The 24,146-nt window shown below is 56.8% G+C and carries 24 protein-coding genes and 2 pseudogenes; 12 read left to right on the plus strand and 14 right to left on the minus strand.

The features are described 5' to 3' along the window. Window positions 1-279 precede the first annotated feature (279 nt). The 4 genes from AOA62_RS11825 to AOA62_RS11840 all read right to left on the minus strand — a co-directional run bounded on the left by AOA62_RS11825 (window position 280) and on the right by AOA62_RS11840 (window position 3,922). Window positions 280-573 carry a hypothetical protein gene (locus AOA62_RS11825; protein ID WP_056859523.1) on the minus strand — a complete coding sequence of 98 codons (294 nt, stop codon included), beginning with the start codon at window positions 571-573 and terminating at the stop codon, window positions 280-282. A gap of 566 nt (window positions 574-1,139) precedes the next feature. Further along, window positions 1,140-2,000, minus strand: coding sequence for an SMP-30/gluconolactonase/LRE family protein (locus tag AOA62_RS11830; protein ID WP_099548727.1), 861 nt, complete (start codon window positions 1,998-2,000; stop codon window positions 1,140-1,142). 39 nt (window positions 2,001-2,039) lie between these two features. Further along, the gene (locus AOA62_RS11835; RefSeq protein ID WP_099548728.1) at window positions 2,040-2,513 is read right to left on the minus strand and encodes a DMT family transporter; all 474 of its coding nucleotides are present in this window, start codon (window positions 2,511-2,513) and stop codon (window positions 2,040-2,042) included. Window positions 2,514-2,524: 11 nt separating this feature from the next. Further along, a complete protein-coding gene (locus AOA62_RS11840) occupies window positions 2,525-3,922 on the minus strand; it encodes an amidohydrolase family protein (RefSeq protein WP_099548729.1) in 1,398 nt (465 codons plus the stop codon). 145 nt (window positions 3,923-4,067) lie between these two features. On the opposite strand from AOA62_RS11840, the gene AOA62_RS11845 reads away from it, so the two are divergent. After that, entirely contained in the window at window positions 4,068-4,979 is a 912-nt protein-coding gene (locus AOA62_RS11845; RefSeq protein WP_099548730.1) for a LysR family transcriptional regulator, read from the plus strand. Here the strand turns inward: AOA62_RS11845 and AOA62_RS11850 are convergent. Then, window positions 4,892-6,139: pseudogene (locus tag AOA62_RS11850) on the minus strand (MFS transporter). The gene AOA62_RS11845 and the pseudogene AOA62_RS11850 overlap by 88 nt on opposite strands. A gap of 88 nt (window positions 6,140-6,227) precedes the next feature. On the opposite strand from AOA62_RS11850, the gene AOA62_RS11855 reads away from it, so the two are divergent. Next, window positions 6,228-7,022: a helix-turn-helix domain-containing protein gene (locus tag AOA62_RS11855; RefSeq protein ID WP_099548731.1), complete on the plus strand. Its 795-nt coding sequence runs from the start codon at window positions 6,228-6,230 to the stop codon at window positions 7,020-7,022. Between the two features lie 227 nt (window positions 7,023-7,249). Next, window positions 7,250-8,464 carry an aldose 1-epimerase family protein gene (locus AOA62_RS11860; RefSeq protein ID WP_099548732.1) on the plus strand — a complete coding sequence of 405 codons (1,215 nt, stop codon included), beginning with the start codon at window positions 7,250-7,252 and terminating at the stop codon, window positions 8,462-8,464. A 15-nt stretch (window positions 8,465-8,479) separates the two neighbouring features. Here the strand turns inward: AOA62_RS11860 and AOA62_RS32455 are convergent. Next, window positions 8,480-8,584: pseudogene (locus AOA62_RS32455) on the minus strand (Mg chelatase-like protein); the annotation flags it as partial. A gap of 112 nt (window positions 8,585-8,696) precedes the next feature. Here AOA62_RS32455 and AOA62_RS11870 point away from each other — a divergent pair. After that, the gene (locus AOA62_RS11870; RefSeq protein WP_099548733.1) at window positions 8,697-9,107 is read left to right on the plus strand and encodes an ester cyclase; all 411 of its coding nucleotides are present in this window, start codon (window positions 8,697-8,699) and stop codon (window positions 9,105-9,107) included. Here the strand turns inward: AOA62_RS11870 and AOA62_RS11875 are convergent. Further along, window positions 9,099-9,584, minus strand: a complete 486-nt coding sequence (locus AOA62_RS11875) for a MarR family winged helix-turn-helix transcriptional regulator (RefSeq protein ID WP_099548734.1) — start codon at window positions 9,582-9,584, stop codon at window positions 9,099-9,101. The genes AOA62_RS11870 and AOA62_RS11875 overlap by 9 nt on opposite strands. Before the next feature lie 328 nt (window positions 9,585-9,912). Here AOA62_RS11875 and AOA62_RS11880 point away from each other — a divergent pair, with 328 nt between their 5' ends. Further along, the gene (locus AOA62_RS11880) at window positions 9,913-11,313 is read left to right on the plus strand and encodes a J domain-containing protein (RefSeq protein ID WP_099548735.1); all 1,401 of its coding nucleotides are present in this window, start codon (window positions 9,913-9,915) and stop codon (window positions 11,311-11,313) included. 763 nt (window positions 11,314-12,076) lie between these two features. On the opposite strand, the gene AOA62_RS11890 is transcribed toward AOA62_RS11880, so the two are convergent. Then, a complete protein-coding gene (locus AOA62_RS11890; RefSeq protein ID WP_099548736.1) occupies window positions 12,077-12,964 on the minus strand; it encodes a LysR substrate-binding domain-containing protein in 888 nt (295 codons plus the stop codon). Window positions 12,965-13,073: 109 nt separating this feature from the next. Here AOA62_RS11890 and AOA62_RS11895 point away from each other — a divergent pair, with 109 nt between their 5' ends. Both AOA62_RS11895 and AOA62_RS11900 read left to right on the plus strand, forming a co-directional pair. After that, complete coding sequence (locus AOA62_RS11895; RefSeq protein WP_099548737.1) at window positions 13,074-13,409, plus strand: carboxymuconolactone decarboxylase family protein; 336 nt, start codon at window positions 13,074-13,076, stop codon at window positions 13,407-13,409. 6 nt (window positions 13,410-13,415) lie between these two features. Continuing rightward, window positions 13,416-13,790 (plus strand): tautomerase family protein, encoded by a 375-nt coding sequence (locus AOA62_RS11900; protein ID WP_099548738.1) that lies wholly within the window; start codon window positions 13,416-13,418, stop codon window positions 13,788-13,790. 218 nt (window positions 13,791-14,008) lie between these two features. On the opposite strand, the gene AOA62_RS11905 is transcribed toward AOA62_RS11900, so the two are convergent. The 4 genes from AOA62_RS11905 to AOA62_RS11920 all read right to left on the minus strand — a co-directional run bounded on the left by AOA62_RS11905 (window position 14,009) and on the right by AOA62_RS11920 (window position 19,146). Continuing rightward, window positions 14,009-15,556, minus strand: a complete 1,548-nt coding sequence (locus tag AOA62_RS11905) for an MDR family MFS transporter (RefSeq protein ID WP_099548739.1) — start codon at window positions 15,554-15,556, stop codon at window positions 14,009-14,011. Further along, window positions 15,549-16,703 (minus strand): HlyD family secretion protein, encoded by a 1,155-nt coding sequence (locus tag AOA62_RS11910; protein WP_099548740.1) that lies wholly within the window; start codon window positions 16,701-16,703, stop codon window positions 15,549-15,551. Before AOA62_RS11910 ends, AOA62_RS11905 begins: the two co-directional genes overlap by 8 nt. After that, entirely contained in the window at window positions 16,700-18,196 is a 1,497-nt protein-coding gene (locus AOA62_RS11915; RefSeq protein WP_099548741.1) for a TolC family protein, read from the minus strand. The genes AOA62_RS11910 and AOA62_RS11915 overlap by 4 nt, the downstream gene beginning before the upstream one ends. 209 nt (window positions 18,197-18,405) lie before the next feature. Next, window positions 18,406-19,146 carry a helix-turn-helix domain-containing protein gene (locus AOA62_RS11920; protein ID WP_099548742.1) on the minus strand — a complete coding sequence of 247 codons (741 nt, stop codon included), beginning with the start codon at window positions 19,144-19,146 and terminating at the stop codon, window positions 18,406-18,408. A gap of 829 nt (window positions 19,147-19,975) precedes the next feature. On the opposite strand from AOA62_RS11920, the gene AOA62_RS11930 reads away from it, so the two are divergent. Beyond that, window positions 19,976-20,515: an AAA family ATPase gene (locus tag AOA62_RS11930; RefSeq protein WP_099548744.1), complete on the plus strand. Its 540-nt coding sequence runs from the start codon at window positions 19,976-19,978 to the stop codon at window positions 20,513-20,515. Window positions 20,516-20,634: 119 nt separating this feature from the next. On the opposite strand, the gene AOA62_RS11935 is transcribed toward AOA62_RS11930, so the two are convergent. Further along, on the minus strand, window positions 20,635-21,093 hold the full coding sequence (locus tag AOA62_RS11935; protein WP_099548745.1) for a hypothetical protein: 459 nt from the start codon (window positions 21,091-21,093) through the stop codon (window positions 20,635-20,637). Beyond that, window positions 21,072-21,494: an antibiotic biosynthesis monooxygenase gene (locus AOA62_RS11940; RefSeq protein ID WP_099548746.1), complete on the minus strand. Its 423-nt coding sequence runs from the start codon at window positions 21,492-21,494 to the stop codon at window positions 21,072-21,074. Before AOA62_RS11940 ends, AOA62_RS11935 begins: the two co-directional genes overlap by 22 nt. Before the next feature lie 97 nt (window positions 21,495-21,591). Here AOA62_RS11940 and AOA62_RS11945 point away from each other — a divergent pair, with 97 nt between their 5' ends. From AOA62_RS11945 to AOA62_RS11960, 4 genes are all read left to right on the plus strand, one after another. Then, window positions 21,592-22,056, plus strand: coding sequence for a MarR family winged helix-turn-helix transcriptional regulator (locus AOA62_RS11945; RefSeq protein ID WP_169988759.1), 465 nt, complete (start codon window positions 21,592-21,594; stop codon window positions 22,054-22,056). 193 nt (window positions 22,057-22,249) lie between these two features. Then, window positions 22,250-23,224 (plus strand): hypothetical protein, encoded by a 975-nt coding sequence (locus tag AOA62_RS11950; RefSeq protein WP_099548747.1) that lies wholly within the window; start codon window positions 22,250-22,252, stop codon window positions 23,222-23,224. Further along, window positions 23,225-23,584, plus strand: a complete 360-nt coding sequence (locus AOA62_RS11955) for a hypothetical protein (RefSeq protein WP_099548748.1) — start codon at window positions 23,225-23,227, stop codon at window positions 23,582-23,584. A 74-nt stretch (window positions 23,585-23,658) separates the two neighbouring features. Next, entirely contained in the window at window positions 23,659-24,141 is a 483-nt protein-coding gene (locus AOA62_RS11960; RefSeq protein ID WP_099548749.1) for a GNAT family N-acetyltransferase, read from the plus strand. The last annotated feature ends 5 nt before the right edge of the window (window positions 24,142-24,146 follow it).

The raw sequence follows: 24,146 nt of genomic DNA on the forward strand, positions 1-24,146 counted from the left end.
GACTGCGTAGCTGTCCCATTTTTTGGGCCGCTTCGCGCCCCAGCGGGAGCAAGCTCCCTCGCCACAGATGCCGGGGTTTCCAACAGCCATTTTCGCCAATAAAAGAGGGGAGTGTGAATCGAGCATCACGCCTATCACCGCGTACCTTAGTCGAGAATACAAGCGCCTGTTTGGCGAGCCGCCTAGAAAAAACGTTGTGACCATCAAGACCGCCAGGCAGTAGTCGCCCCAAAAACCAGAAAACCCGCCAAAGCGGGTTTCCTTACAGCTCACATCACCTCAACTCACAGCAGGCACATCAAAACCGCGCCGCTCCATCACCGTAAACACATCCGACACGTCCTGGATCATGATCCGCGCGGTATTGGCGACGGTATTAACGTCATGCTCGGCGTAGTCGGACACATTGGAACAGGCCATCAGGTGCAGGTAGGCGAGGGCAGCATTGAGACGCTCGCTGGCGCAGGCATGGAGCTCGCTGAGCGGGGCGTCGCTGTCGATGAGCAGGACAGGGTATTCGGTTGCGGTTTGGGACATGGGGGTGAAGCGGCGGGGCGGGTGTTGAGTAGTCATGGTAATAGTCCTTAAAAAGAAAAATTGCCACCTTTTGCTGCGAAACAAACGGGTGGCAGCTGTGCGCGGGTTCGCAGACCGGAGGACTATTACCAGACCCGGCAGACCCGAAGGTCTCCCACGCACAACCGCCATAAAACGAGAGACAGCTGTGAATCGGCTGCGTCGAGTTTGACGGTACAGGTAATAGTTTTTAGGGCTGCGAAACCCTGTCGCTGGCCAAGGCTGGCGACGGGGCGAACTATAAGGTGTGGGTAGCCAGGGTGCAACTGAGAGGATGTATCAACCTCAGTCATTAACTTTTCCATCCCTAGGTCAGGAAGATCTGGCTAGTTTCACAGGCCAGCGCAGTCAAGTGCGTTCGGCCTGCACAGTCGTTTGCAGCGGGAGCCTCAGTAGGTCTGCGTGCATAGCTGGCAGAAATCTCCTGATTGGCTACTAGCGTTACCTGGTGCAAATAGCTTAGATCCATCGAAGGTGAACGGCGGCAAACGGCCAGAACCGGTCATTCATACGCGTCTACCAAGTTGGCATTCAGAACGGCGCGACAGGCTAGAACCTAATATTCAGTGCAGTCGTCCTGTAAATCGCTCTTCAGGGGATCCGGCAGCTAAAACGGCTTCGGCTTTTATCAGCGTGCTATCGAAATCTGCCGGCTTATCCAGCCCTATCCGTGCGCTGGTGCAGTAAAGCGTTTTATAACCAGGTCCCGCTAACACCGGGCAAGTTGTCTGAATACACGGGGAGTCGATCACGCTGTCAACTTTGCCGTCAGTCGCGTAACGCACGACTCTGCTACCGCCCCATTCCGCATTCCAGAGAAAGCCCTGCGCATCAATACAAGAACCGTCTGGAGCACCCTGACCGTTGACTGTAGTGAATACACGCTGGTTTTCTAGCGACGGGTAATCGCAGCAGAAAATGCATTCTTGCAGGGAGTCCGCGTAGTACATGGTGGAACCGTCCGGGCTAAAACAGATGCTGTTCGGGATCGCCACTTCGGGAAGGTCCAGCGTTTCAGTCTTGAGCGTCGCGGCATTGAACCGGTGAAATCGCCCTATAGTTTGCACCGGCTCACCGGCATCCATAGTGCTAAACACAAAGTTGCCCATACGGTCGCAGCGGCCATCATTGATCCGGGTTCCTGCCACGCCAGGGGTGGCTGTGATTTTGCTGAAACGACCAGTGCTCAGGTTGTAGTAGCCCAGGCAGGATGCCAGTCCCATCAGCAATATGTCTTCGTCTGCCGTGAGGGCAAATGACCCTAGCGGCTCTGGCAGGGACCAACGCTGCACTTCGCCGTTTTCGGGGTCCAGAGCACGCAACTCGCAACCGGAGATGTCGGTCCAGAACAGGCGTTCGGTTCTTTCACACCAGATAGGGCACTCGCCAAGAAGACTTGTGGTGCCGGTTAGGGTTTTAAACATGGTTGCGTCCTACGAAACAGGATGGGGCAAACAAGGCAGTCAGTTGGAGAAAAGCGCTGACCACCTATCACCGAACAAGGCGATTGCCAGGCCTGCGAGCATCACCATCGCCCCGGCCAACTTGACGAGAGACACCGGCCTTTCCGATGCCCCCATCAATCCGAAATGATCGATAACCAGTGAAGAGATAATCTGACCTGCGATAGCGAGGCCCAGCAGGGCTGACAGACCGATTTTTGGCGCAAGCACCACATAACTAAGCAAGGCACCGGCACCCAGCAGACCGCCCAACAGGCTCCACCAGGGCTGGGCAGGTATAGCCGCCAGTGAGGCCACTATCCCGCCGCGCATCAATGAAAAGAAGCCCAGGCATACCGCACCTGCAGTAAATGAGAACAGCGCCGCCGCTACGGAATCTCCACCCACACCTTTAGCGAGTTGACCATTCAGCGTGGTCTGCAGGGTAATGCCAAGCCCCGCGGCGATGGCCAGCAGGTAGTAAGCTGCGTTCATCTCGCGCCCCCTTACTTGGCTGACTCAAGCGGCATGAATGTCTCGGCAAAAATATCGGGCTGGTAGCCTGCGGCAGCAAACAGATGCTCACGGGACTCGTCGATTGCTGCACGCAGCCTTGCGCTGTCCACGCCCAGCACCTTGCCGCCGCGTTTGACGATGCACCCGCCAATCATGACTGTGTCGACATTGCTGCGTTCGGCCGCGTGTACCACGGTGCCGAATGCGTTGCCTGACGGGTAAAGGTTGATGTCCTGCGTGTTTATAAGGATCAAGTCGGCCTGTTTGCCGGGGGCCAGGCTGCCGACTTTCTCCTGCAATCCGGCGCAGGCAGCGCCGTCGAGAGTGGCGGCTTTGAGCAGGCCATGAGCAGGCAGGGTCACCGGATGATGTTCTGCGCCGCAGCAGCGCTGCTGATGCATGCCCATGACGCGCTGCAGGTAGAAAGCCACCCTCATCTCCATGAACATGTCACCGCTGTAGGAGGTTTCGTTATCGACACTCAGCCCCGGGCTGATGCCGTGGCGCTGGGCCGACTGCATGGCGAACATTCCATCTTCAATGCCGTAGTGGGCATCTGAACGCGGGCATACGTTGACCCGCACGCCAGCCTCGCTAAGGATTTTCCAGCCGGCGTCCGGCAGCGAGGTGCAGTGGTTGAAGATGTTATCGGGACGCAGCAGGCCCTCGCGATGCAAACCCTCCAACTCAGCTGCCATGTCCCCGCCAAAAAATTCGGTGATGATCGGCAGCCCCAGACGCCTGGCCTCAGCCCACAGCTCAGGTTCAAGCTGTGCCATCACCGCCAGCGAGAGCAGCGGGTTGTCACCGTTATTGACGTATTTTTCCTGGAGACGCTCCAGGTTGCCGGGCCAGTGGGCTTTGTCCCACTCACCGGAAACTGGCGCACCGGAGGCGTGTACAGATCGGATACCAGCATCAAGCAGCGCCTCTACCGCAGCATCGGAGTGCGCGCCGGTACGGCTGTTGTGCGAGTTATCGACCACGGTCGTGATGCCCGCATCGATGCAGCCCAATGCAGTCAGCAGGTTGCCGATATACATGTCAGCCGGGCGATAGTATTTGGCGAACGAGAAGTGCGTGGCGTTGCAGTAGTCTTCCAGGGTTTCGGCATTCGGATTGATTCGACGCAGTTGGCCCTCCCATGAGTGACGATGCGTATCGACCATGCCAGGCATGGCAATCATACCGGATGCCTCGATAACAACGGCGTCGCCAGCCTCGATGTTTTCACCTATGGCCGTGATGGTGCTGCCTTCGATAAGGATATCGCCGCGCGCCAGATTGCCAATATCGCCATCCATGCTCAGCACAGTGGCGCCGCGGATAAGGGTGCGGGCGGCCGGAGCGGCCGGGGCCTGCACAATGCTGCGGTTATATTTAGCCATTTTCTGTACACCTCTTCAAATTTCGTTGGAAGCAATGTACGCAATGCGGTACCGCGGGAAAAAGATGGTTAAACTGTTTTTATTATTCAATATTTACGAATAATAACGACTTCCCCCGATCACTGCTTTGAGGTTGCTAACAGTCATGGACCGTATTCAAGCGATGCAGGTTTTCGTACGTGTGGCTGAAGCAGGAAGCTTTATCCAGGCGGCGCAGACGCTCTCACTGCCGGCCTCGACAGTTACCAGCAGCGTTAAAAGTCTTGAGAAGTACTTGCAGGTACGCCTGCTGAACAGAACAACGCGGCGTGTCAGCCTGACCTCTGAGGGCGCACAATATTTGGCGCAATGCCGGGAAATATTGGAGCTGATCGAACACACAGAGACCAGCCTGACGGATTCCGTAAAACGGCCACAGGGGCGTTTGCGTGTCGATATGCCGGGTGGCATTGCACACTTCATCGTCATGCCAAACCTGCAAGACTTCTACAGGCGCTACCCAGATATCTACCTGATGATAGGCGTCAACGATCGGCAGGTTGATCTGGTTCAAGAGGGTGTCGATTGCGTTATTCGTACAGGCGAGCTCGATGACTCAACGCTCGTTGCGCGCCCACTCGGTCGGTTTCGCTGGGTAACCTGTGCGTCTGCCGCCTATCTCGAAGAGAACGGCACTCCGCAAAATCCGCAAGATTTGTCTCACCACCGGGCCATCCATTACTTCTCGGGCCGCGCAAGGCAAGCAGGTGAAATGCGTTTTGCCCGTGGTACCGAAAAAATCTCAGTCCCGGTGAACGGCACAGCGGCCGTCAACGAGACTGGGCTTTACATCAAAATGTGCCTTGAAGGCTTCGGGCTGGTGCAGCTCGCTGAGAATGTGGTCAGCGAGCATCTGCGAGAAGGGCGACTGGTCGAAGTGCTTGCTGACTGGCAGCCCGCATCGGTTCCTGTGCACCTGCTATACCCGCATCAGCGCTTTTTATCGCCAACTGTGAGCGCATTCGCTGACTGGATTGCTGGGCTTGTTCGCGACGATGATTCAGCAGATTCAAGTTGAACGTTGCGCCCGGCCAGCATGCCGGTGAATGCGCCGGCTACGGAGATTGCGGCTGTGATCAGCAGCGGTGCTGTCCAGCCACCGGTCCAGTCGTGCAGTTGGCCCAGCAGCAAGGGGCCTGCGGCTGCCATCAGGTAGCCGACGCACTGCGCCATTCCTGAAAGTGCCGCCGTGTCACCGGCATTTTTTGTGCGCAAGCCGATGAAGGTCAGGCCGAGCATCATGCTGGCACCAGAGCCGAAGCCCAGGACCGCGGCCCACAACATGGCGTAGTCTGGCGCGTAAATGAGCCCGATCAGGGATGAGGCGGTTAACAGGCTGACGGTAGCGGCTGCCAGTTTCTGGTCTTTGAGACGACGAAGCGTGGCCGCCAGAATCAAGCCGGGAATGGCCGTGGTCAGTTGAAGCGTGCCGTGTACCGTGCCTGCTTGCTCCGGGGATATGCCATGGTCCATCAGAATGGTCGGCAGCCAGCCGACGGCGACATAAAAAGGCATCGCGTTCAGCCCCATGAACAGCGTGACCTGCCATGCCAGCGGCGAACGCCAGACGGCCACGGTTGGCGCTTGTTTCGGACCGGACAGATTTACGTGTTCGTGTTTTTTCAACTGCGGAAGCCACACCACCATCGCCAACAGAGGGGCTGCGACCAACAAACTCAGGGCAATCGGCCATTCCCATGATTGGGTCAGCGGAATTATCACAGCTGAACCGACAGCGCCTGCTGCGCCCATTGTGATGGAGTAAGCGCCGGTCATGGACGCCATTTTTGTTGAAAAGTCGCGTTTGATCAGGCCGGGCAGCAGCACGTTGCCCAGGGCGATCCCGGTGCCTATCAATACCGCACCGGCGTACAACGCCCAGGCACTGCCTGCGGAGCGGAGCAGGATGCCCGCTCAAATGACCAACAGTGCACCGAAAAGCGTGCGCTCGATGCCGAACCTGCGGGCGACCGATGCGCTGAGCGGGGAGAAGGCTGCAAAGGCAAGTAATGGCAGTGAAGTAAGCAGGCCTAGAGCTGAGGCGCTCAAGCCAAAATCATTCTGGATCAGCGGCAAAACGGGCGCGATGCTGGTAAAGGGAACGCGCAGGTTCACGGCGATAAGCAGAATGCCTGCGACGAGCGCGATGGCATGCCACTTGTTTTTTGTATCTGACATATTCTTTATCTGTCCTCTTAAAAGAAGACAAATGTAGAGAACTTCAGAATCGTCTAATATAGATATCAAGACACCTGGTATCTAAATTATGCCAAGCTCAAAAAATGTCGTTTCCTCGCCGGAAGATTTCGATTCAGACCTTTTCGCCCAGGCAGCGATTGCGCTCAAGGTTGCGCCTGACCTCAATGGTTCGGGTGCCCGTCCGCATGATCATCGCAAAGGCCAGCTGATCCTGTCTTTGCATGGCGCAGTGAGCTGTGAGGTGCAAAATGCACTCTGGCTTGTCCCTCCCCAGCACGCCGTATGGATCCCGGGCGGCACGCCGCACAGTTGCCGAGTGACCGAAAACGCCCGGACCTGCTTTCTGTTCGTTGAGCCCGGTGCGGCAGCCATGCCTGAAGAATGCTGCACGGTTGCCATTACGCCCCTTGTTCGGGAGATGATCCTGCATCTCGCTGAACAGGAACCTGCTTACGATTCCGAGGGCAAGACAGCGCGGCTGGTTGCAGTGCTGCTTGAGCAGCTTTCCGATGCTCCGCTGAAAGAGCTGCATTTGCCGATATCAGACCACCCCAAGATCAAACAAATCGCGGATATGCTCTTCTCCGATCCAGGCGACCGAACCACGTTGCGCGAGTGGGCCACTCGGCTTGCAACCAGTGAGCGAACGCTGGCCAGGCTTGTAGAAAGCACGACCGGGCTGAGCTTCGGACGCTGGCGTCAACAATTGCATTTGATGATCGCACTGAGTCATTTGGCGGAGGGGGTATCCGTGCAACGTGTGGCGGGCATCCTGGGATATGACTCTGTTAATGCATTCATCACTATGTTCAAGAAAGCACTGGGTAAACCGCCTACTCAGTATTTTTCCTCTCTGCGCTAGTGCTCTGCTGGCTGATACAAAGCGCCGAGGCTGTAGAACGATCTGTCTGCTATTGGCCGATTGCTGACTGTAAAGAAGGTCTGCAAGCGGCTATCAGCGACATTACCGCTTTTTGCCTTACGCCCACTGCACGCAGCCAACCTCGTCGGCGTTAACCCTATTTTTAGCTTGCTGAAACGTTTCATCAAGTTTATAAAAATGGCACAACTCCAAGAAAGGCTGCCGCCATGACCCCGCTCAAACTCTTCGTTGCCCTCAGCGCACTGTCCGCTGCCTCCCACGCCATGGCCTGGGATTACGTTCTGCTCGACACCGACAAAGCCGCCCAGAGCTGGCAGATCACCAGCCAGCAACTCGGGATAAAAACCGACAAGCCCTTCAGCGTTACCCTGCGTACCTTGCACGGCGGTCGCCAGGAGGGCGTCAGCATCGTCGACATTGATAACGGCACCATGAAACTCTCGGTAGTGCCGACTCGCGGCATGAACGTCTTGCAGGCCTCGGTCGGCAGTGTGCGCATGGGCTGGGATTCCCCGGTCAAGGAAGTGGTCAATCCGTCCTTCATCGAACTCAATGGCCGCGGTGGTCTGGGCTGGTTGGAAGGTTTCAATGAACTGGTCGCCCGCTGCGGATACGAATGGGTCGGCCACCCCGGCGTCGACAACGGCGAACTTCTGACCCTGCACGGTCGGGCCGCCAACATTCCTGCGAACAAAGTCACGCTGCATATCGATGAAAAACCACCGTACGCCATCACCCTGCGCGGCGAATTGAAAGAGCAGGCGTTCAAGAAGGTCGACTTCTCGGTCGCGACCGAACTGGTCACCGAACCCGGCAGCGTCGTGTTCGCCCTCAATGACACCCTGACCAACAACGGCGACTATCCGAAGGAATACCAGGCGCTGTATCACAGCAACTTCAGCACCCCGTTCCTGGAGCAGGGCGCTCGTTTCGTCGCGCCGGTGAAACAGGTGTCGCCGTTCAACGACAAGGCCAAGGGCGATCTGCCCGACTGGCAAACCTACCGCGCACCGACCAAGGACTACGACGAAACGGTGTACAACGTGGTGCCGTATGCCGATGCCAAGGGCGATACGTTGACCGTGTTGCATAACAAGGCCGGCAGCCTGGGCGTTTCGGTCGGCTTCAATACCCAGACACTGCCGGTGTTTTCCCTGTGGAAAAACACCGATACCCAAGGCCAGGGCTATGTCACGGGGTTGGAGCCGGGGACAAGTTTTTCCTACAACCGCCGTTACCAGCGGCCACTGAACCTGGTACCGACAATTGGGCCCAAGGAACACAAGCAGTTCCGCATCAGCTACAGCTTGTTAGCGGACAAGGCAGCGGTGGATAAGGCCTTGAAGCAGGTGAGCGAGATTCAGGATGGGCGGGAGACTGAAGTGCGGCAGACGCCGTTGGTTGATCTGACCAAGGAGTGACACCGGCTGGAACATTGTGGGCCGATATTGCGGCCCTTCGGCCAAGTGTTCGCGTCTGATTCCGTTGGCTTGTTCAAGGTCCGCCCGCGAGCGCGTGACCTTGGGCCTGCGACTGGCAGCAATAGATCAATGCCCTGCGGATGTCACCGGACAGCGCTCACTGATGCTCTGGATATATACAGTCTGACTGTATATATTTGAGATTCTACGCATTCAAGCATCAGGTGGCGTTATGTCAGCAGTGAACAAGGCTATCGTCCGTCGTTTCAATCAGAAGGTTATTGAGAACTGCGACCGCCACGAATTTGAAGTGCTCGTGGCGCAAGATTTCATAAACCATTCAGCGGCGGCGGGGCAAGACGGCGGTCGGGAAGGTCTATGGCATACCTTTCACAATGTTCTGCATCCGGGCTTGTCCGACCTTGAGGTCGAGGTGCTGGATCAGGTTGCTGAAGACGACAAGGTGACGACCCGAAAGCGCATTACCGGCCGCCACTCCGGGGTGATTGCCGGGATACAGGCAACGGGACGTGCAGTGTCTATTGATATCATCGACATCGTTCGCATCCGCAACGGCCAATATGTCGAGCACTGGGGCGTCAATTCGTTGCCGAGTGTGCTATCGGCTTTGCGCTCAGGTTGACTGATCGTTTGGCGCGGCGGCAATTAATTGCTCCAGGATTCTGACCGCAGCTTCGAGTGTTTGCAGCTGTGACGCGGTGGTTTTTTCCTTAAGCTGGCGTGCCAGCCAGTCACTGCGCTGAAGACGACTGTGTTCAAGCGCAGCTCGACCAGCGTGCGTCAGCTCAAAGAGCTGCTTTCGTGCATCGCTTGGATCAGGACCTCGTGTAACCCGCTGCTGCTGCTCCAACTGGGCGATAACCAGCCGCATGCTTTGATGCTTGACGTGACGATGTGCAGCAAGCGCGCTTATGCTCGCGGGGCCATGACGGTCAAGCAAACCTAGCGTTTCAGATTGTGCCGAGGACGGTGTGTCCGACCCACTGCGCACTTCCCGGACAAGATTGCCGACTACTCTTCGCAGATCTTCGGCTAACTGTTCAACGGTCTCTTCAAAAGAAGCAGAGTAATGATTGGGAGATTCTGAAGGGGAGGACAATGGGCTTTCTCAGATGTGGTTGAGCAGACGAGCATACATGAGTTCGAATGACTCCTTCCGGCCAAAAGCGGACTGACGGCAAGGTTAGCTCCTGTGAAAGTCGGCCCGTATTAGCTCACGATCTTTTAAACCGGTAACGACCATCAATCGGTTCAGTTGGACGGCAAATATAGCAATTAGCTATCATGTCGCCGCATTCATAAAGCGACTCCGCTTCAATCGCTGAACAAAACCTGCCCTGCCCCAAGCCCACGGCTCGAAGTGGTATAGCCTCCATCGATTCAAAACCAATTTTCTGCCTATCCACGAATGCGACAAGGACTGTTCAATGCACCACGATAAGGACGATCCTAAAGGCTACTACGCAGTCTTGGGTCTAACATCGATCGTCAGCGCCGAGCAGATCAAAACGGCATACCGCAGACGCGCCATGGAGCTGCACCCTGACCGCAACCCTGGCAACAACACGACTCAGCAATTTCAGTTTTTGAATGAGGCGTACGCAGTGCTTTCGGACCCGGCTTCCAAAGCCGATTACGATACTCAGACCACTCGTAGCAGGGCCGTAGAACCCGAGACCTCTAAAGTACCAGATCCCATCGTGTGCTCCGTCTGCGCCAAGGTATCAGCCCAGCCACGAGTAGTGGTGTTCCGTTCCGTGAAGAGCTTCCTCTTACTCACAATTCGTAAACCCATCGTTGGCGTGTATTGCAGTCCCTGCGCACAAAAGCAGTCTCTCAAGGCGTCAGCAACAAGTTGGCTGCTTGGATGGTGGGGATTTCCATGGGGCCCGCTGTACACGGTTCATGCATTGGTCACCAACATGTTCGGTGGATCACATCCACCGCTGGAGAACGCCAGAATGTTGGGTTACCAAGCATATTACTTCTACTCAACCGGTCGTCCAGACCTAGCGCGGTCAATCGCCCAAAACGCGATAACGTACTGCAAGAAGATCCCTAAGACGCTTGGCCGCACTGAGGCAGGGATCAACGAAAGAGATAGCCTGACCAGCAACCTTGAAGCCTTCATAGACGAACTTGGCGGCGACAAAGACAATCGTTTGAAGAGTAGTTGGGGTTTCATTCACAGCCGATTCTTCATCCATCTCGGCGCTATCGCTACAGTGGCTGCGGTGATCATTATCACGGTAATGAATTCGTCCGGAACGCATTATTCCGCTCCGCGTGGTCCGATGCCGTATTCCGCTCAGGCCGTTCCATCGGTTACAGCTTCTAACGGCTCAGGCACCAACGCAGCTCAACGCCCTATAAGCGTTGCAAATCAGCGCGAGGCGGCCGCGAAGAAACCGGCCTACGTGCGGCCAAAAAACGCGCCCAATGGCCGCCCATGGCCCCGTACTGCCGGTTACCTAGTAGATGAGCCACAAACGCACAAAGCCGGCCATTCAGAAGTAACCATCGACAATGGGCAGAACAACTCAGACGTGTTTCTAAAACTCGTCTCCCTACAAGGCGCGGTAGCCAGGCCGGCAAGGCAGATTTACATTCCTGCACGAAGCCGCTTCACCATCAAAAATCTCACTGCCGGTGCTTATGACGTTCGGTATCGCGACCTGACCTCTGGGGGCCTTTCACGCTCCGAATCAATGACGCTCACTGAAACCACCAGCAGCCGGAACATCCAATACAGCGCAATCACGCTCACGCTCTATAAAGTTGCTAACGGCAACACTGCGACATACGGCCTTTCAGAGGACGAGTTTTAGATAGATCTGGAATAGGTGCAAGACATGGCCATCCGGTTCAGCACCAATTGGCGGGTGCTGTGCGCCTCGCCTGATTACTTGGCGCGATACGGTGAGCCCCAGAAGCCTGCTGATCTGGATAACCAAAAGCTTATCGTGCTGATGACATCCGCAGGCCCATTGAACCCCTTTCACTTTGTGGTGGACGGCCATGGTGGAATCACACCGTGCCCATGAGCCTGGCGTGGGAAATCAATGATGGCGCACTCGCGCGTAAATGGGCGTTGGCCGAGCATGGCATCGCACACAAAAACCCATTTGAGACGCGGCGGCCGATGTCCGTGCCGGAAGGCCGAAAGTCCTGTTGCCGGAGTTTTGTGTCCGAGAGGCCGACGTTTAAGCAGTGCTGCACGGCAATCATTACCGGGTTGCGGAACCTTCAAGATCAACGGTCTCAACGTTTTAGCGCAAACGAGTTACCTCGGTGGTTTGTACGGAACCTTGCTCGGAGTTACGACGCGGCCACTTTGAATTCGTGGCAGGACGACTTCCGCGTAGTAGTGATCCAGCTGCCAGTTGAAAAGTGTCGTGGCCGCCTAATAGCAGATCGTGCAAGACTCACTCGATGCGTGAGACCCGATTAAGTGCCCTTTCAACTTTCTGCATTGTTGTCGACGTTCGCTGGGGTCGATTTATGCCTGTAGCCACCGTCAGCTTTTGGCCGATTCTGCTCAGTTACGCTCCCCATCCACATCACTCGAACTGAGCCCTTACGTACTTTCGATTATTGCGTAACCGTGAACCGAAACGCCTGTTCTTGCAGCCCCGCCTTGATCAAAGCAGCCAATTGTCGGGCAGCCGCAGTGGGCTCGCCGCCACCGCTGTGCAGCACATAACCAAGACTCGGCACGACGGGTAAACCAGAAACAACACTGAGATGGCTCGGCAACCCAATACGGGTACGCAACGTCACGCCCAAGCCAGCGGCGACGGCTGCCCAGATACCCGCCACGCTGGGGCTGGTGAGGGCGATGCGCCAGGGTATTTGCGCGGCGTCCAGCGCCTGGGTGGCGGCGCTGCGGAGTACGCAAGGCGCGTCGAACATTATCAAGGGCAGTGGTGAGTCGTCAGCGGCGGTCAGCAATGGCGTATCGCGCGGCCCGATCCAGTGCATCGGTGTTTCGCCCAGGCGCGTGGCATAGGGCGACATAGGCCCGGTGTCCCAGGTCAGGGCCAGGTCCAGGGCTGCACTTTCGACCAGCGTCAGCAGCTCGGCATTACGGGCGATCCTGACTTCGAGGCTCACCCTCGGGTAAGTCTGTACAAAGCGTCGCAGGATATCGCTCAGGAAATGTTCGCCAAAGTCCTCTTGAAGCCCCAGGCGCAGGGTTCCGGCGGTCTGGCTTTGATGCACGCTGTGGAAAATGCTGTCGTTCAACTCCAGTAACCGGCGGGCATGGCTGAGCAGTGATTCGCCTGTGGGGGTCAAGACCAGCCCGCGCCCGGATTTAGCCAGTACCGGCGTGCCTATCTGCTCCTCAAGTTTCTTTAACTGAGCACTCACGGCAGACGTCGACCGACCGAGACGATCCGCAGCTTTGGCAAAGCTGTTGAACTCCACACCCGTGACGAAGGTGCGCAATACATCAAGATCGAAGGTGGGGCGGCGCATTCAATAGTCCACTAATTCCGGATGGTAGGCGCTATTAAATCTGATATTCGGAAGGGTTGCGACTTGATAATTTCATCCTTCAGATCGGGACATCGGAGGGAAAAACATCATGAATACAGCTACGTCCACTGGGGGAGAACCCCAGGGCAACTATCCGCAGAAGTTTGCCGAGTTGACCGACAACGTATTGTTCGGCGACATGTGGACGCCTACGCAACTCAAGCCCCGTGAACGCAGTTTGGTGACGGTGGCTGCGCTGGTGGCGATGTACCGTCTTGAGCAACTGCCGTTTCATTTGCAACGTGCGCTGGATAACGGCGTGTGTGCCGATGAATTGGCCGAAGTCATCACCCATCTGGCGTTTTATTCAGGTTGGCCGACGGCTGCTTCGGCGCTGAATGTGCTGAGCGAACTACAGCTTTGCCTTTCAGCACGCCAGGAGTAAGCGCTGATGCCATTTGCACGGATTTCACTGCACCGAGGTAAGTCGGCCGAGTATTTACAGGCGTTGTCGCAGGGGTTGCACGACGCTTTGGTCGAGAGCTTCGAAGTGCCGAAGACAGATCGCTTCCAGGTCATTCACCAACATGAGGTCGGCGAGCTGATATTCGATCCCCACTATCTGGGTGGGCCGCGTAGCCATGACTTTGTGCTGATCGCGATTACCGCTGGGCGTGCTCGAAGTGTTACGACTAAACAGCATTTTTACCGTGATCTGGTCGAGAAATTGGGGCGGGCGACGGGGTTGAACGCGGAAGACGTCATGGTGGTGATCACCACGACGGCCAGTGATGAGTGGTCGTTTGGAGGAGGGCGGGGCAACTAGGCTTTAAGTAAAACGGGGTCATACCCCAGTTAAATATGATCCCGTTTTTACGCTACAGCGCCGGCAGCCGATCCAACGCACAAATGCGTTCTATTTTCGGCTCTTTGGCCGTGGGCACGCGCACGCCCGTGTCGACATTGAATATGCCGATGTAATAACGGCTCAACGAGCCCGGGACGTCGCCAATCCTCCCTTGATCACATAGCGTGCGCCTGAACCTAGGCTCGTCCAGATTGTTGGCGTAATGCCAAGGCCGCTACACCACACAAGATCAGTGCGATACAGGACACATAGAACGCATCGCTGTAGGCCATCAGGTACGCCTCACGACGCACGGTATGGACCAGGCTTTCAAGGACCTGCTGTTGGGCGGGTAACAGTTGGTTGAATAGGAAGTCTTCGCTGTCTGCCATGCTGGCGCGCAGGCGCTCCTGCAAGGGAAAGGAAAACAGCGTGATTGACTCTCCCACCCGCTCTGAGTGAAAGCGCTCGCGCATGGCGACGATTTGCGTCAGCCCTGCAGTACCCACGGCCCCGCCAAGGTTTCGCAGCATGGAAAACAACGCGGATGCGGAACCGGCTTCAGTTTTGGCCAGCCCGGAAACCGCCAGAACAGAAAGCGCCACCATGATCAGCGGCTGTCCGATACCCCGTACCACGGTGGAAGGAATGATCACGTTGGCGGCACTATCGACGTCCAGGTGCGCGCCGAGGTAGCAGCCCAGCGCCATGATGAAAAAGCCGCTGGCGACCATCAGTTTCGGGCTGAGGCACTTCATCAAGCGCGGCATGAACGGTGCCAGCACCAATTGCACCATGCCGTAGGCGATCAGGCTGATGCCGATTTCCCGGGCGTTGTACCCCTGCAGTTGGGAAAGGTAATTGGGCACCAGGAACACCAGGCCGAAGGTAGCCCCGCCGAAAATGAACATCGCCGCACTGGCCACTCCGAAGTTGTAGCTCTTGAGCAGGCGCAGGTTGATGAATGAACGCCTGCCGTACAACTGCGACAGCACGAAGTACACCAGGGCGACGCCGGCGATCAACGACACCCACACAATGAAATCGGAGCCGAACCAGTCCTTGCGACCACCTTCCTCCAGCACGATCTGCAAGCCCCCCAGGCCGACGATCATGGCCAGGATGCCGCCCCAATCACCGCTTTTGAGCAAGCTCAACTGCATGGGCTTGGCATCGATGGACCATGCCACCGCCAGCAACAAGAGAATGCCCGGTGCCAGTTGCAGGTAAAAAATCCAGCGCCACGAGTAAGCATCGGTCAACCAGCCACCAATGGATGGCCCGGCAGCCTGGGCAACGCTGTTGGACAAGGCGAACAAGGCCATGCCCATTGCGATTTTGCTGGGCGGGAGCTCGGTGATGATCAGCTGGAATGACAAAGGGATCAGCACCGCGCCGGCAGCACCCTGGATCACCCGAATGATGATCATCACTTCCAGGTTGGGCGCCCAGGAGCAAGCAATGGATGCCACCAGGAACACAAACGAGCCCGCCAACATCACCCGCCGCAGCGAGAACACCTGGACCAGCCAGGCCGTCAGAGGAATCATCACGATTTCCGCGACCAGGTAAGCCGTGGAAATCCACGAGCCCTCCTCGAAGGTAGCCCCCAGGGAGCCCTCGATTTCAGGCAGCGCGGCGCTGGTCACATGCACGTTCATACCGGCCATGAAACAGCCGAAAAGCCCGCCGATCACCGCCACCCAGGCGCGAAAGGAGACAGTTTTTTCAACGGACTCAGTCATGCGTCGCGCCCTTTGTGCCAGGCCGGGTGTCAACGGTGGTGATCACCGACATGCCCGGCAGAATAGGCCCGCCCTCGTCATGTTCATCGATGGCGATTTTCACCGGGAAGCGCTGCACGATCTTGGTGAAGTTGCCGGTGGCATTATCCGACGGCAGCAGTGCGAACACGGCCCCGGAACCTGGCGAAAAGCTCACCACATGGCCCTTGAGCTGGCGTCCCGAATAGCTGTCGACGCTGATATCCACCGGTTGACCGGCGCGCATATCGCGCAACTGGGTTTCCTTGTAGTTGGCCACCACATAGGCCTGCTGCAGGGGCACCACCGCCAGCAACGGCAAGCCCGGCGCGACGTATTGGCGAATACGCACTTTGCGCTGCCCCACAACCCCGTCGATGGGCGAGCGGATCAAGGTGTCTTCCAGCGCATGAGACGCAAGGCTCAACTGCGCCTCGGCCTGGCTGCGCCGGGCAATCTGTTGTTGGAGCGAGGCTTGGGCCAGCTGGCGCCGGCTAATGGCGACGGTCAACCTGGTTTGCTGTTGACGCTGCATGGCCTTGGCGATTTCCACCGCGGCGTTAGCCTGGGTGTAGCTGGCAGCCGCCGTTTCCAGACGCTGGGCACTGGCCGCGTGTTCGCGCACCAGGCCCTGGTAGCGGCGCTGGTCAAGGCTCGCGCGGCGCAACTCGGCCGCCACGCTGCGGGTGTGGGCCTCAGCCTGGTTTACCCCGGCCTTTTGCTGGGCGATCAGGCTGTCGGTCACTTGCAGGTTGGCCTGTTGGGCCGCGACCGAGGCCTGGGTTTGCGCCAATTGCGCACGCGCCTGCGCCAACCGCGCCTGGTAATCGCGGTCCTCGATGCGCACCAACACATCCCCGGCCTTGACGGGCTGATCATCCTCCACCAGCACCTGGGCCACATACCCGGAGACCTTCGGGCTGATGGGGACCCAGTCGGTACGCACATAGGCATCATCGGTCTGTTCCAGGTAACGGCCAACCGTCATCCAGTACACCCCGAACCCTACCGCCGCGATCGACAGCACAACGCATCCCAGCAGGATAAGGTTACGTTTGCGGCGTTGCTTGCGCGCATGCATGAGCTGCTCGTCCTGGACAACGGTTTTTTCATCGACAGCAATATTCATGGCTGGGTACCGGAAAAATTGACGGAAGTGTGGCTGAGGGCAGCGGTCGCAGAGGCAGAAGACTGCCAACCGCCGCCAAGCGCGCGAAACAGGCCGATCTGGCGCTGCAACAGCTGGCCGTCGGCATCGGCAAGCGTGGCCTGCAGGCGGATCAGCTCACGCTCGCTGTCCAGCACGTCGAGAAAGTCGATAGACCCGGCGTCGTAATTGAACTGGGCCAATTTGTAGGCTTGGCGACTGCTGACAAGGGCCTGGTTCAACGCGGCGTGGCGCCGGCGCTCGCCGTCGTATAGCGCAAGCGCCTGGCGTACCTCCTTGAGGGCGTTGAGAACACTGGCCTCGAATTGCGCCACTTGCATGCGCTCCAACGCCCTGGCCTGGTTGACCCGTGCGCGATTGACACGCCAGTTGGGGAATTGCCAGGTAATCAGCGGCCCAACGCCGAACACCAGCGCGCTACTGTCTCCCAACTCATGGGGTTTGTTGGCGGATGAGGACACTGAAGCGCCAAAGGTCACCTTCGGATACAGGTCGGACTGGACGATATCCACTTGCAGCGTGGCCGCTTGCAGCGCGCGCTCGGCCTGACGGATATCGGGGCGGCGCGCCAGTAATTGCCAGCCATCACCCACCGGCAGCTCGGCATTGAGTTGCGGCACGACCTCACAGGTCACCGCGCCAATGCCTTGTTCCAGGTCCGCCACGCCGGTCAGCATTGCCAGCTCGTACAGGGCAGCTTGCCGGCGTGCTTCCAACATCGGCAGCAGCGCCAGGGTTTCAGCCTGTAGGGCCTGCATCCGGGTGTATTCGAGATCTGTCACCACACCGGCCTGACGCTGCCGGTCGATCAACGCCAAGCTGTGCCCGACCACATCCATCGAATGGCGCTGAATCCTGGCGCGTGCGCCCATGGCGCAGGCATTGACATAAGCGCGAGTGGTTTGCGCCACCACCGTGATGCGCAACAAGTCTTCGGCGTCCTGCGCTGCAGCCGTCTGGACCCGAGCCCGCTCGATACTGCGCTGAACCTGGCCCCAGATATCCACCTGATAAGCCAGCTCGAAGCCTGGGTTGAACGCCCACTGTGACGGAGCATGGCTGTCCGTGGCTTTGGCCAGGGTCTGATCATCGGCTGTCTTGCCGTACTCGGCGCCCAGTGAGGCCTGGGTCGACGGCCAGCGCCCGGCATCGGCCCGCATGATCCCGGCCAACATCGCCTGCACATGGGACTGAGCTGCAGCCAGGTCGCGGTTATGCATCAATGCCTGCTGCACCAGCGCGTCAAGTTTCGGATCGTTATACAACTGCCACCAATGGTCGGGTAACGCTTGGGCCGAAACACCCTGCGGCAGGCGGCTCAGGGCATTAAAGCGCTCCGGCTGCGGCTGCACGGGTATATGGGCGACCCAAGAGGAACAACCCGCCAACAATACGACCGCCACACCCAGGAGTGAGAGACGACCATGCCATGCACAGAAAAAAGGCGGACCCATCGAAATAACCCAGAATGCCAAGTAGACGCACAGGTTAAGAGAGCACTGGGCCGCGCATCTCCCGAGTTCCAGACAACCATCGTTTCGATTTGGACAATGTGCCTGTAGACCGCCTTATCGCAGGCGCTCACGGGCCGGGCACGCGCAAAGACATGGCCCTGCCTGTAGGCGGGGCCATGGACGCTTGGGGTTGCGCGCTCGCCGGGGTGTCAGACCAGGCGGCAGGTGCTCGGGGTGTAGCCCATTGTGCGTTTGAACATTGCAGTAAACGCGCTCGGGCTCTGGTAACCGTGCTCCAATGCCACCTCCAGGATCGATACGCCGCAGGCCAGCCGTTGCATGCTGAGTAGCAGCCGGGTGCGCTTGCGCCACTCCCCGTAACTCATGCCCAACTCTTTCTGGAACAGCCGCGCCAGGGTGCGCGAACTCATATTGAGCTGCACCGCCCAACTCTCCAGTTTCGACTCCTGTGAAGGGTTGTCGATAAACTCGGCACACAGCGACTTGAGCCTTGGCTCATCAGGGATCGGCACATGCGCCAGCACCCTCTGCGCAATGTCGAGCTCCGAGAAAATCAGCTCGACAATCTGCACATGGCGCAACAGAGCGGGTTCAGTGTCATGTTCATCGGCCGCGGCGATGATCAACTCCCGCAGCAACGGCGAAACCTTGAGAACGTGGCATTCCTCCGTCAACGCCCGGTGTGCGCCCGGCGAGATCAACAGGGTGCGCATGCGCACCTCGCCGGTCATGCGGATCTGGTGCTCCGCCCCCGCAGGGACCCAGAGCGCATGCCCGGAAGGCACCACCCAAGTGGTCCCGACGACCGATACCAGCATCACACCGTTAATGGCATAAACCAGTTGACCTTCTTCATGCCGATGCGAGGCCACTATGTCGCCATGACCATAGTCACCAGCGAGCGCCGCCAATGCGGTGTGCGCGATCATCGCAGGAAGGTACCTCGGGCAGGCAAGTCCACGGTATTAAAATGGCGATATGTGCTGGACGGATCCTTGAGCATCATGACGGTTTCTCCTTTTTTCGACAGTTACGACAGTGGGCCGCAGAAGCTGCCGTTAACGCTCGCTCGCTAGATCAAACACTAAACGAAACAGACAAAAACCAATTGCAAAGTATCTCAAAAAAATCATTATTTTCAGCATAAAAAACTAACAAATATGATTTTACTGGTTATTTAACTGGCTCATATATAATTAACTGCAATCGCACCAGCAACAATATATCGGCGCTGGTACTGGCCAGCGGGCCGAACCGAGTGAACGAGAAGACCATTTCGCGTCTAGTGGCGACATAAAATCCGAACGGTAGAAACTGGCCGATAACTGACTTTCTGATTGGAAAGGCCGAGCTGGAAGGGCTGATAGGCAGCTAGTACGCTTGAGTCCCTCTAATGATAGGAACCTGACATGGGACATGATTCCTCGTTGCAGATCGAATGCGCCGCTTATGAGGAGTTCGTCCGGCTTTGGAGTCAAGGAAGCTTCGAGCATCAGCGACTGGGCCAAGCGTTTTACAACCACTTCAATCTACACAAACTCACCGATCAGGCCGGATTACACGGTCTATATGAGGCCGACGGTGATAAAGCCTCACGCTTGATCTTGAGGCTTTTCCACCTTCACTGAGTTGCAACTATCGACCCAAAGCGGACCGTCGAGACAATCAAGTCTTGGCTTGCTGCCTGTTGACGGAGTAGGAGGTTGACGTAAAATCGCCGCCCCCAAAAAATAGCGCGTATGGCGAGAAGGAGCTTAGATGCGGCGGGTGATGATTATTGGTCAACCTGGGTCGGGCAAAAGCACTTTGGCGCGTGAGCTTGGTCTGCGCACGGGCTTACCTGTCGTTCATATCGACACTATCCACTGGCAGCCAGGGTGGGTTGAACGAAGCCGGGACGAGAAAACGCGCCTGTGTTCCGAGGTCGAGGCTCGTGATCGCTGGATATTCGAAGGCGGCCATTCCGTTACTTGGAAGAATCGGGTAGCGCGCGCAGATCTTTTGATCTGGATTGATCGTTCGGCGACGCTTCGATTTTGGCGTGTGCTGCGAAGAACGCTGCTCCAGCGCGGCAGCTCTCGGCCCGATTTGCCGGACAACTGCCCCGAACTGCTGGCGAATCTGCCAGAGTTTTTGAGATTTATGTGGCGGACGAAAAAAACAGCGCGGGTGAATATGCAGCAGCTGGTGGCGACAGCGCCATCAACATGCCGCGTCGTTCGCCTGCGCTCTAATCGAGATACCAGCGTGTTTCTTTCGAGCATTGCCTATTTGAGCGGTCAGATTCCACGAGATTGATCGACGGCTGCGGTATGGAAGCTACCGATTGCGAGCGGCTGCTTCTGGCCGATAGCTGTCGGTCACAAACGGCGGATTCCGGCCCAGCTTTTTAAGACAAACGGGAGCAAGTATTCAGCTTACTGTCTGTGACGTTCAACCCGCAGCAGTCGGCCGCTGAGGCGCAGGCCGTCACGCATATTCAGCCCCATTAATGCAAGATTGGTGGCCCCTGCGATCAGTTCGATTAACTGTACGAAGTAAAAACGCGTATCGAAGATTCCCGCCGACGCCCATTGGTTAAGCACAATGGCGCACGGCATCAGAACCAACAGGCCATTGGCGGCAATGAATGGCATGCGTTTGTTCTTCAAGGCGACCAGTCGTCCTTGTCGTTTCCGACTCATTAGCACTCCACTTGCACCGGTCGCAATCATTGTCGGTACCAGTATCCAAAGCCCGGGACTCACGATCAGGTGCTTGAGTGAGGCTATCGAGCGTCCGGATCCGATGAGTTCGACAAAAATAGTCGACAGAAAGAAGGTGGCGATGCACATCAGTGCCAGCGTGCTGGAGATCAAATGTAATCGTCTAAGCATTTATCTAATACCGTCAGACAGTTGGTTAATACTCTGGCCGTGCAGATATTCGGCACAGCTACCTTGGTGAACAGATGCGGCATGGCCAAGGCACTTGAGGGATACCGCGCCAAGGCATTGGTGAATTCCGGATGATTGAAAGCATCGCGAAACCGCTCTACCGATTCCCATACGGCGTAATTCAAGAACATGTTGCTGCCACCGATGGCCTGATGAAGCTGCGTGGAGATGAAACCGGCACGTTGTTTCATCCAGTTGGCATCCAGCTCCCATGCGCAAAGGAGGTCAGGTATATCGTCTGCGTCGACAGTGAAGAGGTTGATCAATACCACTGGAGCTTCGCTGCAATGCAGCTGTTGAGTGATGGGGACGATCGGATCAAGGGGGCGAATAGAAAGCATGGCGACCTCTACATTGTAATCATGATGACAATTTGGGTTTCACGCTCCAAACCTACTGTGATTGACATCATGGTGTCAACGTGGAAGGATTCGCGCCATGAAAAAGACAAACTACACCCCCGCAGGACGCGCCATGAGCGATCTGGTTCTTGAGATCTTTCGAGCAAGTGCGCGTCTGCTTACTGCAGGCGATCGACTCGTCGCAGAGCTAGGTCTGACAAGCGCCCGCTGGCAACTACTGGGTACTATTGTGTACGCCGAACGAGCACAACCGGTTTCATGGATTGCTCGCGACATGGGGGCAAATCGGCAAAACGTTCAGCGGATCGTTAACGATCTGGTGAATGATGGACTGCTGGAGTTTCAGCCAAACCCACACCACCGCAGAGCGCAGTTGGTTGTCCTGACTGAAGCTGGAAGAGAAGCATTCGATCTGGCGATGAATCTTCAGACGCCCTGGATTAATGAGCTGGCGGAGGGGGCGGACATCGATGCTATCCAGACTACCCATCAGGTTCTAAACCACCTGCGCAATAGGCTTGAGGATGACCAGGCCGACTGACGCGGCCAGCCTCAGCATAATCCAGCGTGTCAGAATCCCTGAGGGTCTGACCCCGTTTTATGCCCAGTGCGTAGGCATGTACTTAGAGTGAAGTAGTCCGTTTCTGAAACGTTAAAAACACCCCGATACACGTCTTACCTCCGCTGTGGCGCCTTCTTATAGTCGTGCGCCTCAGCCACTTGGAGGTGCACGCATGCAGGGACCCTACGCATTTATCAATGAATATCCCCAGCCTTATCCATTGCTTAAACTAAGCTTGGCGCTTGATCCGTATTCACACACCAAGTTCGACACCCTCAACCAGCACATCCGCAACACGGTGGTGTTGCCGGGGCAATTGGTGATCATCGGGGATAGCCGAACCGCCGCTTGCACCGCTGAAGAGGCACAGCTGATGCGCTCGGCGCAAAATATAAAGCTCGCCCTGTTGGCGCACTCCGCAACTGACCAATTTCTGATCAAAAACTATGATCAGTTGCAGGCCATCTTGACCTATTCGTCCCTTGGCATCGGCAGTGCCAGCAGTGCATGGAGCAAGCATTTGGCGCAAGTCGAGAAGACCCTTATCGAAATCGAGAGTTTGCATAAGCAGTACTTGAGCAAAGGCACCACTGGGGCAAGGGAGGAGTTTTTGGTTAAGCGAAGGGCGCTGTTTGCCAAGTTGGATAGCCAAATCTCGGGCATGGCGCGCTTTGGTACGGGGTTGAGAAACGAAGGTTCGATTAAAAAGATGTTAGGGATTTCCAGTAAAAGCTATTGGCACCATGGAGACATTCGTGGGTATGAGGAAAGGGTTAAACGTTTAGCCAAGGCCTCGCAAATATTGAAGAAGGGGACTTACATTGGCATAGCGTTGGATGTTGGGGCGACGGCGCTGGAGATAACGGAGGCGTGTTCCACAGGGCGTGAGCAAGAGTGTACGCAGGCGAAGTATGTTGAAGGGGGAAAATTGGTGTTGGGGGTGGGTGGTGCATCTGTGGGCGCGGCGTTTGGGGCGCCTATCGGTGTCGGCGCCTGCATGATTGTTTTTGGCATACCCACAGCGGGTGCCGGAGCGTTGGCATGTGCCATTGTCGGCGGTGCCGCAGGTGGATTTGCCGCAGGTAAAGCCGGAAGCGTCTTGGGAGAAGGCACAGGGAAATTTCTCTATAGGACGGTGGGGGATTAAATGGTCTTTGAATATATCGGCATGTGCGCTGGGGTCGTCATGATATTAAGCCTCCCGCTGGTTTTTTGTGCCATGTTCAAAAAGCTCGACGCTGCAGAGCGCTACGTGGAGGGCAGTGCTTACATCACTGTGCACAGGGATATTTTTCGTCATGCACCCTTTGATGGAAGGCCCCAGCGGCTGGTTGCCATGGCTATCATCATTCTTATTCCAAGAATATTTGAATGGAGGCGTTTAGTACGGGTTGAGGACGTTGAAAAAATCCCACGACATCTCAAGTACTGGATGGTCATTCCGACACTGATTGCTTTCACATCCGTTACCGTCATGTGTATCAGTTGGCTATTGATATCACGCTAATTCCCCTCGGATGTGGCGGCTCATGCCAGGCTCTCTATACTGGCTGTCCCAGGATCCTAGTTCGAGCGCAGACTATGCCGGTCACACCCGATCAAAATTCCCCAATCATGTTGGTCCAGGCTCAAGAAAGTGACTTGGATGATCTGGTAGCCATTCGAATTGAGGCCATGCGCGAAAGCCTGGAGCGTGTTGGGCGATTTGATCCAGTGCGTGCGCGCGAGCGGTTTGTTAGCGGTTTTGAAGCTCGCACCACACGCCACATCGAGGCATCTGGCGAGAGGGTCGGTTTCGTAGTGGTCAAGCATCACCACAATGAACTCTTGCTCGACCATTTGTATGTGAGGCCGGGCGCGCAAGGATCAGGTGTAGGGTCTGCGGTGCTCACTCAAATTTTCAAAGAGGCGGATGCAGCTGCACTCCCCATTAAAGTGGGTGCTCTCAAGGACAGTGCGTCGAATCGCTTTTACATCCGCCATGGTTTCCAATTCATCGAAAGCAGTGAATTCGACCATTATTATGTTCGCCGGAGTGTTCCGGCGATTGGCCCAGCTGGCTAGCTGGA

Source organism: Pseudomonas sp. 2995-3 (genome assembly GCF_002742565.1).
GTDB classification, from domain to species: Bacteria; Pseudomonadota; Gammaproteobacteria; order Pseudomonadales; family Pseudomonadaceae; genus Aquipseudomonas; species Aquipseudomonas edaphica.

Excerpts from the sequence above, each read along its gene's own strand:
- AOA62_RS11895 (WP_099548737.1), top strand. The coding sequence starts at position 13,074 with ATGAATACAGCTACGTCCACTGGGGGAGAACCCCAGGGCAACTATCCG.
- AOA62_RS11955 (WP_099548748.1), top strand. The coding sequence starts at position 23,225 with ATGGTCTTTGAATATATCGGCATGTGCGCTGGGGTCGTCATGATATTA.
- AOA62_RS11835 (WP_099548728.1), bottom strand. The coding sequence starts at position 2,513 with ATGAACGCAGCTTACTACCTGCTGGCCATCGCCGCGGGGCTTGGCATT.
- AOA62_RS11940 (WP_099548746.1), bottom strand. The coding sequence starts at position 21,494 with ATGCTTTCTATTCGCCCCCTTGATCCGATCGTCCCCATCACTCAACAG.
- AOA62_RS11945 (WP_169988759.1), top strand. The coding sequence starts at position 21,592 with ATGAAAAAGACAAACTACACCCCCGCAGGACGCGCCATGAGCGATCTG.
- AOA62_RS11960 (WP_099548749.1), top strand. The coding sequence starts at position 23,659 with ATGCCGGTCACACCCGATCAAAATTCCCCAATCATGTTGGTCCAGGCT.
- AOA62_RS11935 (WP_099548745.1), bottom strand. The coding sequence starts at position 21,093 with ATGCTTAGACGATTACATTTGATCTCCAGCACGCTGGCACTGATGTGC.
- AOA62_RS11920 (WP_099548742.1), bottom strand. The coding sequence starts at position 19,146 with ATGATCGCGCACACCGCATTGGCGGCGCTCGCTGGTGACTATGGTCAT.
- AOA62_RS11930 (WP_099548744.1), top strand. The coding sequence starts at position 19,976 with ATGCGGCGGGTGATGATTATTGGTCAACCTGGGTCGGGCAAAAGCACT.
- AOA62_RS11860 (WP_099548732.1), top strand. The coding sequence starts at position 7,250 with ATGACCCCGCTCAAACTCTTCGTTGCCCTCAGCGCACTGTCCGCTGCC.
- AOA62_RS11950 (WP_099548747.1), top strand. The coding sequence starts at position 22,250 with ATGCAGGGACCCTACGCATTTATCAATGAATATCCCCAGCCTTATCCA.
- AOA62_RS11910 (WP_099548740.1), bottom strand. The coding sequence starts at position 16,703 with ATGAATATTGCTGTCGATGAAAAAACCGTTGTCCAGGACGAGCAGCTC.
- AOA62_RS11855 (WP_099548731.1), top strand. The coding sequence starts at position 6,228 with ATGCCAAGCTCAAAAAATGTCGTTTCCTCGCCGGAAGATTTCGATTCA.
- AOA62_RS11890 (WP_099548736.1), bottom strand. The coding sequence starts at position 12,964 with ATGCGCCGCCCCACCTTCGATCTTGATGTATTGCGCACCTTCGTCACG.
- AOA62_RS11900 (WP_099548738.1), top strand. The coding sequence starts at position 13,416 with ATGCCATTTGCACGGATTTCACTGCACCGAGGTAAGTCGGCCGAGTAT.
- AOA62_RS11830 (WP_099548727.1), bottom strand. The coding sequence starts at position 2,000 with ATGTTTAAAACCCTAACCGGCACCACAAGTCTTCTTGGCGAGTGCCCT.
- AOA62_RS11905 (WP_099548739.1), bottom strand. The coding sequence starts at position 15,556 with ATGACTGAGTCCGTTGAAAAAACTGTCTCCTTTCGCGCCTGGGTGGCG.
- AOA62_RS11880 (WP_099548735.1), top strand. The coding sequence starts at position 9,913 with ATGCACCACGATAAGGACGATCCTAAAGGCTACTACGCAGTCTTGGGT.
- AOA62_RS11840 (WP_099548729.1), bottom strand. The coding sequence starts at position 3,922 with ATGGCTAAATATAACCGCAGCATTGTGCAGGCCCCGGCCGCTCCGGCC.
- AOA62_RS11825 (WP_056859523.1), bottom strand. The coding sequence starts at position 573 with ATGACTACTCAACACCCGCCCCGCCGCTTCACCCCCATGTCCCAAACC.
- AOA62_RS11915 (WP_099548741.1), bottom strand. The coding sequence starts at position 18,196 with ATGGGTCCGCCTTTTTTCTGTGCATGGCATGGTCGTCTCTCACTCCTG.
- AOA62_RS11870 (WP_099548733.1), top strand. The coding sequence starts at position 8,697 with ATGTCAGCAGTGAACAAGGCTATCGTCCGTCGTTTCAATCAGAAGGTT.
- AOA62_RS11845 (WP_099548730.1), top strand. The coding sequence starts at position 4,068 with ATGGACCGTATTCAAGCGATGCAGGTTTTCGTACGTGTGGCTGAAGCA.